This window comes from Enterobacter cloacae complex sp. HYC033_NIDB (assembly GCF_056673335.1).
This window is the reverse complement of sequence record NZ_CP115123.1, coordinates 1,794,622-1,810,378: the sequence shown is the minus strand read 5'-3', so window position 1 is coordinate 1,810,378 and position 15,757 is coordinate 1,794,622. Positions and strand designations below refer to the sequence as shown.

At 55.4% G+C, this 15,757-nt stretch carries 19 protein-coding genes; 5 read left to right on the top strand and 14 right to left on the bottom strand.

Annotated features, from left to right (window positions below; all coding sequences use genetic code 11):
* Positions 1–27: 27 nt before the first annotated feature.
* On the bottom strand, positions 28–933 hold the full coding sequence (mak, locus tag O1721_RS08550) for a fructokinase (protein WP_032647392.1): 906 nt from the start codon (positions 931–933) through the stop codon (positions 28–30).
* Positions 934–1,056: 123 nt separating this feature from the next.
* Between mak and rdgC the strand changes: the two genes are divergently transcribed.
* Positions 1,057–1,971 (top strand): recombination-associated protein RdgC, encoded by a 915-nt coding sequence (rdgC, locus tag O1721_RS08545; protein ID WP_006809928.1) that lies wholly within the window; start codon positions 1,057–1,059, stop codon positions 1,969–1,971.
* 47 nt (positions 1,972–2,018) lie between these two features.
* Here the strand turns inward: rdgC and ppnP are convergent, their stop codons facing one another.
* The 5 genes from ppnP to O1721_RS08520 all read right to left on the bottom strand — a co-directional run bounded on the left by ppnP (position 2,019) and on the right by O1721_RS08520 (position 4,655).
* On the bottom strand, positions 2,019–2,306 hold the full coding sequence (gene ppnP, locus O1721_RS08540) for a pyrimidine/purine nucleoside phosphorylase (RefSeq protein WP_003859131.1): 288 nt from the start codon (positions 2,304–2,306) through the stop codon (positions 2,019–2,021).
* Between the two features lie 71 nt (positions 2,307–2,377).
* Positions 2,378–3,055, bottom strand: coding sequence for an AroM family protein (locus O1721_RS08535; RefSeq protein ID WP_003859133.1), 678 nt, complete (start codon positions 3,053–3,055; stop codon positions 2,378–2,380).
* A 236-nt stretch (positions 3,056–3,291) separates the two neighbouring features.
* Complete coding sequence (gene yaiA / locus O1721_RS08530) at positions 3,292–3,483, bottom strand: protein YaiA (protein ID WP_003859135.1); 192 nt, start codon at positions 3,481–3,483, stop codon at positions 3,292–3,294.
* A gap of 44 nt (positions 3,484–3,527) precedes the next feature.
* Positions 3,528–4,052 carry a shikimate kinase AroL gene (gene aroL, locus O1721_RS08525; protein WP_017383154.1) on the bottom strand — a complete coding sequence of 175 codons (525 nt, stop codon included), beginning with the start codon at positions 4,050–4,052 and terminating at the stop codon, positions 3,528–3,530.
* A 144-nt stretch (positions 4,053–4,196) separates the two neighbouring features.
* Complete coding sequence (locus O1721_RS08520) at positions 4,197–4,655, bottom strand: YaiI/YqxD family protein (RefSeq protein ID WP_032647389.1); 459 nt, start codon at positions 4,653–4,655, stop codon at positions 4,197–4,199.
* A gap of 97 nt (positions 4,656–4,752) precedes the next feature.
* Here O1721_RS08520 and proC point away from each other — a divergent pair, with 97 nt between their 5' ends.
* Entirely contained in the window at positions 4,753–5,562 is an 810-nt protein-coding gene (gene proC / locus O1721_RS08515) for a pyrroline-5-carboxylate reductase (protein WP_015571314.1), read from the top strand.
* 16 nt (positions 5,563–5,578) lie between these two features.
* Here proC and adrA read toward each other — a convergent pair whose 3' ends face one another.
* From adrA to O1721_RS08490, 5 genes are all read right to left on the bottom strand, one after another.
* On the bottom strand, positions 5,579–6,682 hold the full coding sequence (gene adrA, locus O1721_RS08510; protein WP_032647387.1) for a diguanylate cyclase AdrA: 1,104 nt from the start codon (positions 6,680–6,682) through the stop codon (positions 5,579–5,581).
* 102 nt (positions 6,683–6,784) lie between these two features.
* Positions 6,785–7,105, bottom strand: coding sequence for a phosphate starvation-inducible protein PsiF (psiF, locus tag O1721_RS08505; protein ID WP_015571316.1), 321 nt, complete (start codon positions 7,103–7,105; stop codon positions 6,785–6,787).
* Between the two features lie 294 nt (positions 7,106–7,399).
* Positions 7,400–7,660, bottom strand: a complete 261-nt coding sequence (gene iraP / locus O1721_RS08500; protein WP_003859148.1) for an anti-adapter protein IraP — start codon at positions 7,658–7,660, stop codon at positions 7,400–7,402.
* Positions 7,661–7,868: 208 nt separating this feature from the next.
* Positions 7,869–9,083 (bottom strand): multidrug efflux MFS transporter, encoded by a 1,215-nt coding sequence (locus tag O1721_RS08495; protein ID WP_015571317.1) that lies wholly within the window; start codon positions 9,081–9,083, stop codon positions 7,869–7,871.
* A 169-nt stretch (positions 9,084–9,252) separates the two neighbouring features.
* Positions 9,253–9,936 (bottom strand): extensin-like domain-containing protein, encoded by a 684-nt coding sequence (locus tag O1721_RS08490; RefSeq protein ID WP_032647385.1) that lies wholly within the window; start codon positions 9,934–9,936, stop codon positions 9,253–9,255.
* Between the two features lie 103 nt (positions 9,937–10,039).
* On the opposite strand from O1721_RS08490, the gene ddlA reads away from it, so the two are divergent.
* On the top strand, positions 10,040–11,137 hold the full coding sequence (gene ddlA / locus O1721_RS08485) for a D-alanine--D-alanine ligase (protein ID WP_017383150.1): 1,098 nt from the start codon (positions 10,040–10,042) through the stop codon (positions 11,135–11,137).
* A gap of 3 nt (positions 11,138–11,140) precedes the next feature.
* On the opposite strand, the gene O1721_RS08480 is transcribed toward ddlA, so the two are convergent.
* On the bottom strand, positions 11,141–11,362 hold the full coding sequence (locus O1721_RS08480) for a DUF2754 domain-containing protein (protein WP_015571318.1): 222 nt from the start codon (positions 11,360–11,362) through the stop codon (positions 11,141–11,143).
* A gap of 248 nt (positions 11,363–11,610) precedes the next feature.
* Between O1721_RS08480 and O1721_RS08475 the strand changes: the two genes are divergently transcribed.
* Positions 11,611–11,913 (top strand): DUF2755 family protein, encoded by a 303-nt coding sequence (locus tag O1721_RS08475; RefSeq protein ID WP_003859159.1) that lies wholly within the window; start codon positions 11,611–11,613, stop codon positions 11,911–11,913.
* Here O1721_RS08475 and O1721_RS08470 read toward each other — a convergent pair whose 3' ends face one another.
* Together O1721_RS08470 and sbmA are read right to left on the bottom strand one after the other, a co-directional pair.
* Entirely contained in the window at positions 11,914–13,011 is a 1,098-nt protein-coding gene (locus tag O1721_RS08470) for a DUF1615 domain-containing protein (RefSeq protein ID WP_017383149.1), read from the bottom strand.
* 12 nt (positions 13,012–13,023) lie between these two features.
* Positions 13,024–14,244 (bottom strand): peptide antibiotic transporter SbmA, encoded by a 1,221-nt coding sequence (gene sbmA, locus O1721_RS08465; RefSeq protein ID WP_003859162.1) that lies wholly within the window; start codon positions 14,242–14,244, stop codon positions 13,024–13,026.
* A gap of 351 nt (positions 14,245–14,595) precedes the next feature.
* On the opposite strand from sbmA, the gene ampH reads away from it, so the two are divergent.
* On the top strand, positions 14,596–15,756 hold the full coding sequence (gene ampH / locus O1721_RS08460; protein ID WP_032647382.1) for a D-alanyl-D-alanine-carboxypeptidase/endopeptidase AmpH: 1,161 nt from the start codon (positions 14,596–14,598) through the stop codon (positions 15,754–15,756).
* The last annotated feature ends 1 nt before the right edge of the window (position 15,757 follow it).

The following is a 15,757-nucleotide window of genomic DNA, read 5'->3' as shown; positions in this document are numbered from 1 at the left end:
GCACAAACATCAAAAACGGTTTTGCGTTTATTCCGGCCAGAGCCACGCCGCGCCGCGCACTCCGCTGGAATCTCCGTGGACGGCTTTGCGGATCGGCGTTTCGCACTCGCCGCCAAATACCCACTGTTTCACCAGCGTTGGCACCGTGGCGTACAGCCGGTCAACGTTGCTCATGCCGCCGCCCAGCACAATCACGTCCGGATCGAGGATATTGATCACATGCGCCAGCGACTTAGCCAGCCGCATTTCGTAGCGGCTTAGCGCCAGTTCAGCAACCGGATCCTGCTCCTCAACCAGACGCATAATCTCGTTACCTTTCAGCGGCTGACCGCTCAGACGATGATAATCGGTGGCAAACCCCGTGCCGGAGATAAAGGTCTCAATACAGCCCTGCTTGCCGCAGTAGCACGGCACTTCGGCGCGGTATTTGAGTTCATCTTCGTCCATCCACGGCAGCGGATTGTGCCCCCACTCGCCCGCGGTGCCGTTGCCGCCAATATGCGAACGCCCGCCGATAGCCACGCCCGCTCCGCAGCCGGTGCCGATAATGACCGCAAATACGGTCTGCGCGCCAGCCGCTGCGCCATCCACGGCCTCAGACACCGCCAGGCAGTTGGCATCATTCGCCAGACGCACTTCCCGGTTCAGGCGCTGGCTTAAGTCTTTATCAAACGGCTGACCGTTGAGCCAGGTGGAGTTGGCGTTTTTCACCACGCCGGTATAGGGCGAAATGGAGCCAGGGATCCCCATCCCGACCGTGCCCGTCTCGCCCGTTGCCTGCTCTGCCATATCGACCAGGCGGGCAATCGTCTCTATGGTCTGGTGATAATCATCGCGCGGCGTAGGCAGACGGTGGCGAAACAGTTGCTCCCCCTGCTCGCTCAGCGCAATAACTTCTGTTTTGGTGCCGCCCAAATCAATCCCAATACGCACAAGACACTCCTCATTATTTTGATTATCAACAGAGTAGAAGCCCGCTTCCCGATTAGCAATGCAAGCGATGCGACAATTCGTTATCATGCCCGCTGATTTAACGACAAGGCCGTGGAAATTATCATGCTGTGGTTCAAAAATTTGATGGTTTACCGTCTCAGCCGCGACGTTTCGCTGCGTGCAGAAGAGATGGAAAAACAGTTAGCCGCTTACTCCTTTACCCCTTGCGGTAGCCAGGATATGGCAAAAACCGGCTGGGTTCCGCCAATGGGTTCTCAAAGCGATGCGCTGACCCACGCCAGCAGCACGGGGCAAATCATCGTTTGCGCCCGTAAAGAAGAGAAGATCCTGCCGACGCCCGTGGTTAAGCAGGCGCTCGAAGCGAAGATCTTCAAGCTGGAAGCTGAACAGGGCCGTAAGCTTAAAAAAACCGAAAAAGATTCGCTGAAGGATGAAGTGCTGCACTCGCTGCTGCCGCGCGCTTTTAGCCGCTTTAGCCAGACCATGATGTGGATCGACACTGTTAACGGGCTGATCATGGTGGACTGCGCCAGCGCCAAAAAAGCGGAAGATACGCTGGCGCTGCTGCGTAAGAGCCTTGGCTCATTACCGGTGGTACCGCTGGCGCTGGAAACGCCGATTGAGCTGACCCTGACCGAGTGGGTGCGCAGCGGGACTGCCGCGCAGGGCTTCCAGATCCTTGATGAAGCAGAGCTGAAAGCGCTGCTGGAAGATGGCGGCGTGATCCGCGCGAAGAAACAGGATCTGGTGAGCGACGAAATCGCCGTGCACATTGAAGCGGGCAAAGTGGTGACCAAACTGGCACTCGACTGGCAGCAGCGCATTCAGTTTGTGATGTGTGATGACGGCTCCGTGAAGCGCCTTAAGTTCTGCGATGAACTGCGCGATCAGAACGAAGATATCGACCGCGAAGATTATGCTCAGCGCTTTGACGCAGACTTTATCCTGATGACCGGCGAGCTGGCGGCGCTGATTCAGAACCTGGTGGAAGGCCTCGGCGGCGAAGCGCAGCGCTGACAGGCAAAACGCAGGCCGGGTAAGCGAATGCGCCACCCGGCATGCTTTTATTTCAGATAGCGGCACAGATAAGAGGTTGGCTCTGCAACCTGTAAATGGAACTCGCTGTGGCCCGGCACGTTGAAGACCTGCCCGGCACTATAGACTTTCCACTCCGTTTCACCCGGCAGCAGGACGTTCAGCGCGCCGCTGACCACCGTCATCTCTTCCGCTTCTGCGGTGCCAAAGGTGTATTCCCCTTCCGCCATTACGCCGACACTGGCGCGGCCAGTGCTGCTGCTGGTAAAACCAATGGATTTCACTTTACCGGAAAAGTATTCGTTACTTTGAAGCATGAACTGGCCCTTATATTTATTGAGAAAAATCCACTATAGGGGCCATGCTCATGACCTGTCACGCAAAATCATTACACCAGTAATTCTGACGCCAGGCGCGCCATCAGGACGTTAGAGAGCAGCACCGGAACATCCAGCGCCTTTTGCAGTAAATCACGATGCCGCTGATGGAAGCCCAGGCAGTCGAGCATCAGGACATCCGCCCCTCTGTCGATCAACTCCTGCCCGGCCGCAATCAGCTTCGCTTCGCTGTCCCAGAACGGGTTTGCCAGTGCGTACAGCGGGGTGTGCTCCAGCGCGGCCCACTTCACCGTCTGGTTATCCAGCAGTTCCTCAACGGGAACGATGACCCCAACCTGATGACCATCAACAATTGAGGCCACCAGCGGGGGGATAATCCGCATCGGTTCGAGCAGAATGGCATTACGCGCGCTGAGTCCTTTAACGGGTGCCGTGCTCATCAGCAAAATAACGTCATAATCCTGATTGTCGAGCACTTCGATCACGCCCTGTAGCGCGCGCTCGATTTTCTGGCGCGACACATGCGCCAGTTTACCGTCACTGAGTAACGTTGCCAGGGGATCTTCCCCCTCTCCGACCGCGTAGTCTTCCATGACCTCTTCCCGACTGAGCTTCCCTAACAGACTGAGATGCGTAATTTGTTGTTCAGAGACATGCTCGGTTAAGAGCGGTAATACTTCGCTTACAGGCACCACACCAATCGTGAGGATCGCCAACGTCGCCTTCATTTTGATCGCCTTCCGTTACTACCACAACTGCCACACAGGTACAGGCTCACTACGCTGCACTGTTCATTTATTCAACAAAACAGCACCAAGCGTAGCAGGGGATCTCTACACCGTAATGTAAAGATCGACTGGCCTTTCCGAATCCACCTGTAATAACTAAATATTAACTGCTGCTTAACATCAGCGATAAGTTAAAAGTGTGATTCAGGCACGGTTGTAACGAATTCGGATTCCTGTCAGGACTTCTCAGGATCCTCATAGCGCCGTTTCGCATCCAGCGCTTCCTGTTCGGTTTCATGTTCGCTGATCAGCGAATCAGGTTTAGGGTGATCGGCACGCAGCTGATACCAGGTTACGGTCTGATCGCCGTTACCTTTTTCAACGGTAACGATGCGGGCTTCGCGTGGATAGGGAGGTCTGGTTGGCATAGCTCATCCTTTTTTTATGTCTGAGCTATGAGTATAGACGGCTGTTAGCTGGCGCAAGCCAAACGCAGGGCGGTAATAATCTGAATCGCAACTTTCTCGGGTGACGCTGACGCATCCACAACGTGGTGTGCCGCCTCGCGGTACAGTGCATCGCGTTCGGCGAGGACGTCGCTGACCTCTTCACTCAGCGGTTTCGCGGTCAGCGCCGGGCGCTGTCCCTCTTCCGGAAACGCCTCCAGCCGCCCCACCAGCGTAGAGACCGGGGCACAGAGGTAGATCACGACACCCTTTTCGCGCATAAACTGGCGGTTATACGGCGCCAGAATAATGCCCCCACCGGTCGCGATCACGGTTGACGGCGCGGTCACCGCTTCCAGCGTGGCTGTTTCACGCGCACGAAAGCTCTCCCAACCCTCATCCTCAACGATATCGGCAATGGTCTTACCGGCATTCTCCTGGAGCCAATGGTCAGTATCGACAAACTGACTCTGGCACAGACGCGCCAGCTCCAGACCAACGGTGGTTTTCCCACAGCCGCGAGGGCCAACTAAAAAGATGGGTGGGTTCATAACCAGGTGTTCCCCTTGCTGCCGGATAACTGAAGGCTGTAAAGAAATGATTGCAGTAGATGTTGCGCTAACTTTACTGCAAAGCGGTACGGAATGACAAGCCTGTGGAAGCCACACTGTACCACAAAACCGCCCGGAGGTGGGCTACGCCGGGCGGCGCTTCACTTCCAGCAGCCATTTATCCAGCTCGGCGGCAAACTGCTGGCGATCGCGCTGCGACAGGCTGTCCGGCCCACCGGTTTGCACGCCGCTGGAACGAAGCGTATCCATAAAATCACGCATGGTGAGCTTCTCCCGGATCGTTGCCGGCGAATAGCGTTCTCCGCGCGGGTTCAGCGCCGCCGCCCCTTTCGCCAGTACATCGGCAGCCAGCGGGATATCCGCGGTGATCACCAGATCTCCTGCGTCACACAGGCGTACTATCTCGTTATCCGCCACGTCAAACCCGGCCGGAACGCGCAGAGAACGGATGTATCTGGAGGGCGGCACGCGGAAATTCTGGTTCGCCACCAGCGTCAGCGGCATCTGCACGCGCTCGGCAGCACGAAATAAAATCTCTTTGATGACATTCGGACACGCGTCCGCATCAACCCAAATCGCCATAGTCTCTCCCCATTATGATTCTGGTGACTATTGTCGCCTGCATTTCGTTGTTAAGCTATCAATGAGAGATAACAACGCATAATAACGGAGAGACGTGATGGATAAGAAAATCGGGTTTATCGGCTGCGGAAATATGGGCAAAGCTATCCTCGGCGGACTGATTGCCAGCGGGCAGGTGTTGCCGGGGCAGATTTGGGTCTATACCCCATCCCCGGATAAAGTCGCGGCGCTGCGTGATGAGTATGGTGTCAACGCTGCCGAAAGCGCACAGGACGTGGCTCAGGTGGCGGATATTGTCTTTGGCGCCGTTAAGCCGAATATCATGATTAAAGTCCTGAGCGAGATCACCTCCAGCCTTAACAAAGAGACCCTGGTGGTATCGATTGCCGCAGGCGTGACCCTCGATCAGCTCGCCCGCGCGCTGGGCCACGACCGTAAGATTGTTCGCGCCATGCCAAACACCCCGTCGCTGGTGAATGCCGGTATGACATCCGTTACCCCGAACGCGCTGGTCACATCTGAAGACGTGGCGGATGTACTGAATATTTTCCGCTGCTTCGGCGAAGCGGAAGTGATTGCCGAACCGATGATCCACCCGGTAGTCGGCGTGAGCGGCTCTGCCCCGGCGTATGTCTTTATGTTTATCGAAGCCATGGCCGATGCCGCCGTACTGGGTGGAATGCCGCGCGCGCAGGCCTACAAATTTGCAGCGCAGGCGGTGATGGGTTCGGCCAAAATGGTGCTGGAAACGGGTAAACATCCGGGCGAACTGAAAGATATGGTGTGCTCACCGGGGGGCACAACCATTGAAGCCGTGCGCGTGCTGGAAGATCGCGGGTTCCGCTCCGCCGTGATCGAGGCGATGGAAAAATGCATGGAAAAATCAGAGAAGCTCAGTAAGTCCTGATGCGCTACGCCGGGCGTCAGGCGGCCACTTCGGTGCGGCCCCGTCCGGCATTTTTGGCTTTATAGAGGGCCACGTCCGCCGCCTTTAGCCATTCACGATAGTGGGTGAACTGCGCCCCCCAGGGGGCAACCCCAACGCTGATACACAACCTCGCCATAGGTGCTCCGTGCAGCGGCATGTTGACCAGCCGTTCGTGGACGCGCGACATCGCTGCAATCGCGCTGTCGGCAGGCGTGCCGGACATGATCACCGCGAACTCATCCCCGCCAAAACGGCCAATATAATCGCCTGAGCGCAGGGTCAGCTGAAGCTGGCGCGTGATGGCGACAATCGCTTCATCCCCCACGTCATGCCCCCAGGTGTCGTTGATCGTCTTGAAGTGATCGATATCGATGAGCAGTATCGTCGCCTGTCGATGGCTTCGACGGCAGGCCTCAAATTCGTTACGCAGCAGCGTTTCCCAGTGACGGCGATTGAATACGCCGGTCATTCCGTCGCGGGTACTCATCAGCTCAAGCCGACGCTTATGCTCTGCCAGACGGATCGCCGTGCGGTGGCTGAGCCAGGCAAACAGTATGGGGTAGACCACCAGCACGGGGAGCGTCAGCCACAACGCCAGCGGTTCAGAGGTCAATACCACAGGACTACCCGTGGATTGCACGGTGAGCAGAGCAGACAGAGCAAGCAGCGCCAGTCCTGTCAGAAATAACCGACATCCCCCCGATCCCATCATATTCATGCCGATCATCACGATCAGCGCCGCTGTTGGTAGCGCATTGAACCCTGTTAGCCCCATCCAGACACCGGCAATAATGGCATCGATTTTCAGATTAACAATTTCACTGCTGTGGGGTTCAGCCGAACGAAAAGCCAGCTGCCAGGCCAGATGGGGCCAGACAAAGACCCAGCCCACCAGCAATAACCACCAGACGCCGGAAAGAAACTGGCTCACCAGGACGCTGGCAAGCGGAACGAATAGCGCCGCCAGACCAACGATGCGTGCCAGCCGTATTCGCCGGGCAAATCGCAGACCGGAACGGTATGAATCATCCTGAGAAAGCTGCTGGTGCCACGCTTCCCGAATGTTCTCGTGATTGTCATAAAACTCATCATTCATCATTTTTGGGAATATTCTGAAACATTTTCCCAAATTATAGAGAGGGGGATAGCGGGGAAAGTATGAAATTTTGGGTGAGCCACAGCCGTGACTCACCCGTTAGCACTACGCCTGTTTTTTGAGGCACGCGCTCATAAACTTGCTGCGATCGTCGCCTTTCAGCATCTGCTGTGTCGCCTGGGCGTTGCACTCACGCATTTTTTGCTGCTGTGGGGTCAGGCTTTTTTCACCGGGTTTAGCCGCACCATTTTTAAGGCAGTCGCTCATGTACGTTTTACGGGCATCCCCTTTCAGGCTTTGCGATGTCGCCTGTTGGTTACAGGTCGTCATGCGCTGCTGCTGGGGCGTTAACGTTTTCTCTTCCGCGTGTGCTGAGGCGATCAGACACAGGCCAGAGAGCAGGGTAACCAGTATTGTTGTTTTCATTGCACCATCCTTTATGTGAAGTTCCACGTTAAGTCTGGCTCGTTACGGGAAAAAAACCACCCTGCGACTCTGATTTTCGCCGGGCTCTGCGGTTATTTCAGCCCTGTATCGGCACAATATTCATTAACCGGTTTCGCCGGGGGGGAGGCGGTAATTAATAACAGAAATTATGCGGTGAAAGGTGTGCTCTGTCTCAATTTAATTTTCCCTGCATAAATGTGTAAAAATAAAAACAGAGCGACGCCAGGCATCCTGCATGACAATTCTGTGACACGTCATTTCACCTCAGACAGGTTAGCTGCGAGGATGCCTTAAAAGCTTCTTTACGTATTGCTGAAGCAGCTCCGCATCTTCCGCAGGCACCTGGGAATCAGGACGCGCTTTTTCCAGCGCGCCTTCAACGTTGTCGATCAACGCCTCCTGCTCCGGTTTTGCCATCTGTCGCAGCAGCGCCGTCACAACGATTTCCAGCGCCTCGACCTGGGCAACCAGCTCTTTTGACTCTTCTTCCTTTTGGGCAAGCTTAACCAACAACTCAGCAATGAGATTTTTCATGGTGCTATTTCCTTATGTGATTTCCCCTGAAATTAACACCCTCTCTGAATAATGAAAAGCATGGATTGGCTTTATCTTATGCAAAAGTGACATCGCTGCCAAAAAAGATATTTCAGCGCGAAAGCGAAACGTTTTCCTGAAAGAAAGGCGCCGCATTTCGTTATATAAAAATGCGGCGTTCATAAGAATAAATAATATATTATCGTGTTTACCGGGCCGACTTTGCCTCAGCGATTCGCCTGCGGCGTCGCAAGGCAAAGGCCAGTTGAATAATATTCAGCAGGACCACCACCGCCGTCGCGGCAAATACCCAGCGGAAACCCGCCATCGCCGAGACCGAGGCGCCGATAAGCGGGCCCGCTACGTTGCCTAAATACATGAACGACTGGTTGTAGCCAAAAATGCGGCCGGTTACCTGGTCACTGGAATATTTCACCAGCAGCGTCTGAACAGCGGGCAGCATGGCGCCATCTGCGAAGCCAAGCAGGAAGCGCAGGATGCCGAGCTGAAGAGGTGTGGTGACGAATGACATGGCAAAGAAAAGGATCACCGCAATGATGAGCGTTGCCATCAGAATACGTGCCGTACCGATCCTGTCGCCCAGTTTCCCCAGACGCGGAGCAGACATCAGCGCCGACACGCCCGGCACCGCGGCAATCATCCCGCTCAGAAAAGCAATGTTGCTGCTGTCCGGCGCCATCGACTTGATAAACAGCGCCAGAATCGGCCCTACCGAACCGTTACAGAGCTGGATCACCATCGTCGTCACAAAGAGGCTAATCATCAGGCCAGGATAAGGCAGCGAGGCGAAAACCGCTTTTCCGCTCAGGCGTTCGGATTTACTGACAACAGGCCGCCCGCCCTCTTTAATCAGAAAAAGGGTGACCAGAAAGCTGATCGTTAGCAGGATCGCGGTAATGATAAAGACCGCACGCAGCCCGACATGGTCCGCCAGGAAGCCGCCGAGCAGCGGGCCGCCAATGACCCCGCTGATCTGGGCCGTGGAAAGCGTGCTGAGCGCCCAGCCGCTTCGCTCACGCGGTACCTGTGAGGCCACCAGCGCCATGGCATTCGGAATGTAACCGGAGGTCAGCCCCATTATCGCCCGCAGAATAAACAGCTGCCAGACGTTGGTGGCGAAGGCCTGGAGCAAAATTGCTATCGCCATCCCCAGCGAGGCGCGGAGCAGCATCAACTTGCGCCCCTTGCGATCCGCCAGGCTGCCCCACATCGGCGACACAATGGCGGAGACCAGAAACGTCACGCTGAACGTCAGGCCGGACCACATCGAGAGCGCTTCATGGGAAGTCACTCCCAACTGCGACACATACAGCGGCAGGAAGGGCAATATCTGGCTGATAGCCAGTCCGGTGAAGAAGCAGCCGAACCAGACTGAAATGAGATTAACTTTCCAGGATTCCATAACAGAAATAGTCTTCATTTTTAGGCGAATTCGCCGACAGATTAGCAAGTTACGCGCAATGACATAGCGCCAGAGATGCGGCCTTGCAGACTTTGGTGTTTTATCTTCCCAGTCATCATATTTGTGAAATAAGTCACAATTTATCCAATTTTTGGCGGAAGATTATGCTTCATCGACATAATCCATAGCCGCGCATCCCCAGATGGAAATGGTTGGCATGGGCGGCATTATAGTCCGGCCCCAGACCGTTACCGTAATAGCCACAGCTTGCCGAGAGCAGGGCCTGTAGCCAGGGCTGCGTCTTTTCCGCTTTCCAGCCGTTCAGGACGGTAACGCGCTGTCCATTTGCCAGCCTGAAAGCGCTGATATCCAGCGCATCCGCCGTGGCATGTTCGCTGCGCCGCGCATCCGGGCGGCTGTAGATATTGCGGCAGGCGAAGCTGCCCAGATGTTCAATACGCGTAAGCTCGCTTCCGGTCCAGGTTTTGGTGAGCGGTCGGGCCTGCTGGCTGACAAACAGCGCAGAACTTAACGCCAGCGGACAACTGGCCAGAAAGCTGCTGTTCAGGCTCACCGGGCCAAAATCGCGCACGCGCACCACGTTACTCAGCGGACACTCACCGGCGCTGTCAGCGACAGACTGGGTACGGATAAGCTGGCGTTGATTCGCCTGCGCTAACAGGCTTTCGCATGCCTGCGGTGTTAAACGTCGAAGTTTAAACTGGGTTATTTTTCCGGGCGGATCGTCAAGCGTAAGCGGCACGAAAGGATTGTAATACGGCGGCAACCAGCGGTAGCCCACCGTGGCGATCCCGGCAATAACAATAAGAATAAGCAGACCTTTTCCTTTCACGCGCCCCCCTTCAGCATCCCCAAAACATTATGGCAGAAGGCCGCGAAACCCGCCGGGCATCGTGGTATGTTATGGGCTTTTCGTCAGACTGGAAGAGAGTGAGATGGCAAAGCAGCGCGTAGGTATTGTCTTTGGGGGAAAATCGGCAGAGCACGAGGTGTCATTGCAATCGGCTAAAAATATCGTTGATGCGATTGATAAAAGCCGTTTTGACGTGGTGCTGCTGGGCATTGATAAACAGGGCCAGTGGCATGTTAACGATGCCAGCCAGTATCTGTTACACGCTGACGATCCGGCGCACATTGCCCTTAATCCTTCTGATGTCAGCGTCGCAACGGTTCCAGGCGTGGAACAGGGACAGCTTATCGATGCCGGGAACGCGCAGGCGCTGGCACAGATTGACGTAGTATTCCCTATCGTTCACGGCACGCTGGGCGAAGACGGCTCCCTGCAAGGCATGTTGCGGATGGCGAACCTGCCATTTGTCGGTTCCGATGTGCTGGGCTCTGCCGCCTGCATGGATAAAGACGTCACAAAACGTCTCCTGCGCGACGCCGGTCTGAATATTGCGCCGTTCGTGACGCTCACTCGCGCCAACCGCGATAAACACAGCTTCGCGCAGATCCAGGCGCAACTCGGCCTGCCGCTGTTTGTGAAACCGGCGAATCAGGGCTCGTCCGTCGGCGTCAGCAAAGTCACCAGCGAAGCGCAGTTTAACGATGCCGTTCGTCTGGCCTTTGAGTTTGACCATAAGGTGGTGGTTGAGCAGGGAATTAACGGACGCGAAATTGAGTGCGCCGTTCTGGGCAACGACTTCCCGCAGGCGAGTACCTGCGGTGAAGTCGTGTTGAACAGCGACTTCTATTCCTACGACACCAAATATATTGACGACAAAGGTGCCCAGGTTGTGGTTCCCGCCGCGCTCGATCCTGACGTTAACGACAAGATCCGGGCGATCGCCGTTGAAGCCTATCAGGCGCTGGGATGCTGTGGGATGGCGCGCGTCGACGTGTTTCTGACGCCGGATAACGAGGTGGTGATTAACGAAATCAACACTCTGCCGGGCTTTACCAATATCAGCATGTACCCGAAGCTGTGGCAGGCCAGCGGGATAAGCTATCCGGAACTGATCACCCGCCTGATTGAACTGGCGCTGGAACGTCACGCCGCTGACAGCGCCCTGAAAAGTTCCGTTAACTAACGGTTAGTCAGCTTTCTCTGCCGTCGTCGTCTCATCGGGACGACGGCGGATAATAAATCCCGCCAGCCAGAAACTGATTACCCAGGTTACCAGCCCAACCGCATAGGTTTGCCAGCCTTTCGCTTCAAATCCCAGCAGCCCGACAACACCGTTGAGAATAAAGATCAGCCCGATCGCAAAGGCGTAGTAATGCCAGTCACGGCGTAATTTGGAAGTGAGCTTCATGACAACTCCGGCAGAAAAAAAACTATCCTCTCACAGTTTGATAAAGGCGTCTGTGGCGGATACGTAAATTCTGAAATGCAGCGCAGTTTCACTTATGTTATCAATTTGTGACGTGATGCAGAAATCGACAATCCAGGAGAAATCCTGAGCCGAATTTCCCACGATTCTGATATTGACAAATGCTATGACCTGTCACACTCACCCTGTACGACGCGTATTAAAACAGAGTGATATTATCGGGAGGTCTTATGGCAGACTTTACATTGTCGAAACCGATTTTTGGCGGAAAACAACCAAAAACCTCCACGGCGGGGAATATTGCCTATGCCCTGTTTGTTCTGTTTTGTTTCTGGGCAGGAACCCAACTGCTGAATATGCTGGTGCATGCCCCTGGCGTGTATGAGCATCTGATGCAGGTGCAGGATACAGGCCGCCCGCGCGTTGAAATCGGTTTAGGCGTGAGCACCGTATTTGGACTCATTCCCTTCCTTGCGGGCAGCATGGTTCTGGGCGTGATTGCCCTTGTCCTGCGCTGGCGCAACCGCCACTGATTACAGTCCCATACAGCGTGCCCGACGATCGTCAACGCGTTTCGCGAACCAGGCGGTCGTCAGGTTACGCGTGATCTTCGGGCTTTCCAGCTGAATGCCTGGCAGAATGGCTCTGGGTAAAGCCTTTCCACTTTTCTTCTCGGCCAGCGCAAAGACCTGCTTATACAGATCCGTTTTCTCAAACGCCAGGCTGTCGCCCTTCTCCAGCTGTCGGCGAATGTCGCTGTTGCTCATCTCCAGCTTCGTCGAGAGTTTTCGCACCGCACGTTCGGTGGTCCCGGCCTCACTGCTGCCGTAAGCAATGAGATCGCCGTCCAAAGCGAGCTTCACACCGCTGGCGCGGCTTACCGCATTCTGGAAGGCTGCATTTCGGCTGGCATACCAGCCCGCGTTAAAGTCGGCAAAGCGATACAGCGGTTTATCGTAGTTGGCCGGATAATTCAGCAGGTGATACGTCCCAAACCACAGCCCACCGCGCAGGGAGAAGACCTCCTGACGTACCGTACCGTCGATATCCCACGGATAGCCGTCGGTATGCTTTTCCGCAAATGCGATACTGACCTGCATCGGACCGCCGGTATGCACCGGATTTAGCGAGCCAAACAGCTTCTGCCCCATCGGCACCATATTGATGAAATCATCGAAAATGGCGCTAAGCTGTTTCTCGGTTTTCACCGTATCCAGCCGTTCACTGTAGCTTTTACCGTTTGGCGAGGTGATTTTAAGGGCGGTATGCACCAGGAAAACCGGGATATGCATCGATTCGGCCCGGCGGTCGATCTCCTTCCAGGCGATTTTGTTCAGGCCAGGCACTACAGGATCTGACTGATACATCGATTCCTGCTGCGCCACCGCGAGCACCGAGCAGATATTCTCCTCGGTAGGCGCGATCTTCTGGCTTTTGAAGGTCGCTGCCAGCGCATCAGCCCACTCACTGCGATCCTTCACGCTGGCGGGCATCTTTTGCCGCACCACGCTCGCCACATCAACGGGCTTCTCCCCTTCTTTGAGCGGGGCAGCCCCTTTTTCGGCACAGCCCGCCAGCACAAAAGCGGCGAGTAACGTCAGCGGTAATGCACGTGGTACGGCAAATGGCATAGCAATTCCTTTTTAACCTAATGTATGGGTGACTTCCTGCACGTCCTTATCGTCCAGCTCACGCTCGAAACTGCGTAAACGTTTGTAGATGGACATCAGCTCCACCAGCGTAGTCCAGGAGCTGATCAGATACTGGAACGAACCGCGAACCTGACCAAAGACGTTGGTGATTTGGGTCATCAGACCGAGCGTAATCGTACCCGCAACGATGGACGGGAACAGCAGGAACAACCCGAAAACGTTATCAACCTGAAGATAAAGAATGCGCGCGATATTGAAATACATGTAATGGAAATAGAGGCGGAAATAGTTACGACGTACGGCGCCAAACAGCTCACGCACGGTAGGCGGTGACGCACGGTTGGCATCGTCTTCGCCATACACCAGTTCTTTACGGTAGGCCGCTTCCACGCGCTGGTTTTTAAACTCCAGCCCCGGCAGCTTGATCCCCACCACCGCCAGCAGCCCCGTTCCCATCAGCGACCAGACAATCGCAGCAATCACCAGGCCGTATGGCAGATGGCCGACAATCGGCAGCTCCGGAACGTGCGACGAGAGCGTCACCAGCACCGGCAGGAAGGCGATCAGCGTCATGATGGCGTTGATAAAGCTCACGCCCATATCTTCCAGAGTAGAGGCAAAACGCATGGTGTCTTCCTGCACACGCTGTGCGGCACCTTCGATATGCCGCAGGTGCTGCCAGTGTGCCATATAGTGTTCGTTCATCGCGGTACGCCAGCGGAACACATAGTGGCTGACGAAAAAGTTATTCATCACGCCAATCACCACGGCGATAAGGGCGATGCCGAGGAAGATCCCCACCTCATGGTAGAACTGGTTAATGGTCACTTTATGCGGCGAACTCAGCGCCGTCTGGATCAGATCGTAAAATGGCGCATACCAGGCGTTGACCGCTACGCCCACTTCCACCAGGAACCAGGTGACAAAGATGATTAACGACGTGCCGAGAATCGACCAGTATTGCCAGCGGTGAGGAGAATAGACGAACCAGAACATGGCGAAAAGCCCTACGCAGAGCACGTAATAAGCGTAGAAAAGCAGATAGCTCATGGACCAGAAGCGCGCTGCGCTAATGGGAATATCGCCCGTTGCCCCCGTAAGACGGGTCAGCCACGCGCCGCCACCGGCCTGCCAGAAAATGACAGCCAGCAGTGCCCAAATAAATGCCGACAGGAAAAAGGGCCCCGGCTTTGGGAAAAAAGACTTAAACATTGTGCTTCCTTCTTGTTGTTATGGCTGTTGCTGTGTTCAACATATCGCCACACGAAACCTTGCCTGTGCCAGCCTCCCGGCTCAGGCAAAAAAGTGAGACCTGCGGGTGAATTATTAGTTCGCTTCACAGTTTTCAGGAATTGTTTCGGTGCGTTTCATTCGCAACAGCGATCGTAGCGTCTATCATACGGTCGATGTCACAAAATGGGAGCCACGCCGCAAGTAAATTGTTCAAATTTACCCACGGTTACGTTTTTCTCGCTATCGTTATGCAAATCGGGCCATTGCCCGACGCCGATTAGTAGTATAACTACCCGTAACTTTCCTTATTCACTTGATGGATGCTTTTCGTTGAAACGTTGTCTGCTCTCTATCGCCGCGCTGTGTGCGGTGAGCCTGTCCACCGCCCAGGCAGCACAGCCTCTGACGGCCCCGGTTCTGGCCTCTGACATTGCCGATCGCTACGCGAACCTTATTTATTACGGCAGCGGTGCGACGGGAATGGCGCTGGTCGTGATCGACGGTAACCAGCGGGTGTTTCGCAGCGTCGGTGAAACACGACCGGGAAATAACGTTCGTCCGCAGCTGGATTCCGTTATCCGTGTCGCATCGATAACCAAGCTGATGACCAGCGAAATGCTGGTGAAACTGCTCGATCAGGGCGTGGTGAAACTCGACGATCCACTCAGCAAATATGCACCGCCCGGCGCTCGCGTTCCGACATATCAGGGAACGCCGATCAGACTGGTGAATCTGGCGACCCATACCAGCGCCCTGCCGCGAGAACAGCCCGGTGGCGCTGCGCATCGCCCTGTCTTTGTCTGGCCAACCCGCGAGCAACGCTGGAACTACCTGAGCACAGCAACCCTGAAATCGGCCCCGGGCTCGCAGGCCGGCTATTCTAACCTGGCGTTTGATCTGCTGGCCGACGCTTTAGCGACGGCGTCGGGTAAGCCCTACCCTCAACTGTTTGAAGAGCAGATCACGCGTCCGCTCGGGATGAAAGATACCACTTACACCCCCTCCCCGGACCAGTGCAAGCGTCTGATGGTGGCGGAAAAAGGGGCCAGCCCGTGCAATAACACGCTGGCCGCCATTGGCAGCGGTGGCGTTTACTCTACGCCTGGCGACATGATGCGCTGGATGCAACAGTTCCTCTCATCGGATTTTTACGCGCGCAGCAATCAGGCCGACCGAATGCAGACGCTCATCTACCAGCGTGCTCAGCTACGACGCGTCATTGGCATGGATGTTCCAGGTAAAGCCGATGCCCTCGGCATGGGCTGGGTGTATATGGCGCCAAAAGATGGCCGACCGGGGATTATTCAAAAAACCGGTGGAGGTGGCGGGTTCATCACCTACATGGCGATGATTCCGCAATCAAACGTAGGCGCTTTTGTGGTGGTCACCCGGTCGCCAAATACACGCTTCGTGAATATGAGTGATGGCGTAAATAATCTGGTGGCCGAGCTGAGCGCCAATAAAGCGCAGGTGCTTACGGCCTCTAACTGAT

Bases quoted from the DNA above. Each gene is read 5' to 3' on its own strand.
- rdgC (WP_006809928.1), top strand. From the start codon at position 1,057: ATGCTGTGGTTCAAAAATTTGATGGTTTACCGTCTCAGCCGCGACGTT.
- ppnP (WP_003859131.1), bottom strand. From the start codon at position 2,306: ATGCTTCAAAGTAACGAATACTTTTCCGGTAAAGTGAAATCCATTGGT.
- O1721_RS08535 (WP_003859133.1), bottom strand. From the start codon at position 3,055: ATGAAGGCGACGTTGGCGATCCTCACGATTGGTGTGGTGCCTGTAAGC.
- yaiA (WP_003859135.1), bottom strand. From the start codon at position 3,483: ATGCCAACCAGACCTCCCTATCCACGCGAAGCCCGCATCGTTACCGTT.
- aroL (WP_017383154.1), bottom strand. From the start codon at position 4,052: ATGAACCCACCCATCTTTTTAGTTGGCCCTCGCGGCTGTGGGAAAACC.
- O1721_RS08520 (WP_032647389.1), bottom strand. From the start codon at position 4,655: ATGGCGATTTGGGTTGATGCGGACGCGTGTCCGAATGTCATCAAAGAG.
- proC (WP_015571314.1), top strand. From the start codon at position 4,753: ATGGATAAGAAAATCGGGTTTATCGGCTGCGGAAATATGGGCAAAGCT.
- adrA (WP_032647387.1), bottom strand. From the start codon at position 6,682: ATGATGAATGATGAGTTTTATGACAATCACGAGAACATTCGGGAAGCG.
- psiF (WP_015571316.1), bottom strand. From the start codon at position 7,105: ATGAAAACAACAATACTGGTTACCCTGCTCTCTGGCCTGTGTCTGATC.
- iraP (WP_003859148.1), bottom strand. From the start codon at position 7,660: ATGAAAAATCTCATTGCTGAGTTGTTGGTTAAGCTTGCCCAAAAGGAA.
- O1721_RS08495 (WP_015571317.1), bottom strand. From the start codon at position 9,083: ATGGAATCCTGGAAAGTTAATCTCATTTCAGTCTGGTTCGGCTGCTTC.
- ddlA (WP_017383150.1), top strand. From the start codon at position 10,040: ATGGCAAAGCAGCGCGTAGGTATTGTCTTTGGGGGAAAATCGGCAGAG.
- O1721_RS08480 (WP_015571318.1), bottom strand. From the start codon at position 11,362: ATGAAGCTCACTTCCAAATTACGCCGTGACTGGCATTACTACGCCTTT.
- O1721_RS08475 (WP_003859159.1), top strand. From the start codon at position 11,611: ATGGCAGACTTTACATTGTCGAAACCGATTTTTGGCGGAAAACAACCA.
- O1721_RS08470 (WP_017383149.1), bottom strand. From the start codon at position 13,011: ATGCCATTTGCCGTACCACGTGCATTACCGCTGACGTTACTCGCCGCT.
- sbmA (WP_003859162.1), bottom strand. From the start codon at position 14,244: ATGTTTAAGTCTTTTTTCCCAAAGCCGGGGCCCTTTTTCCTGTCGGCA.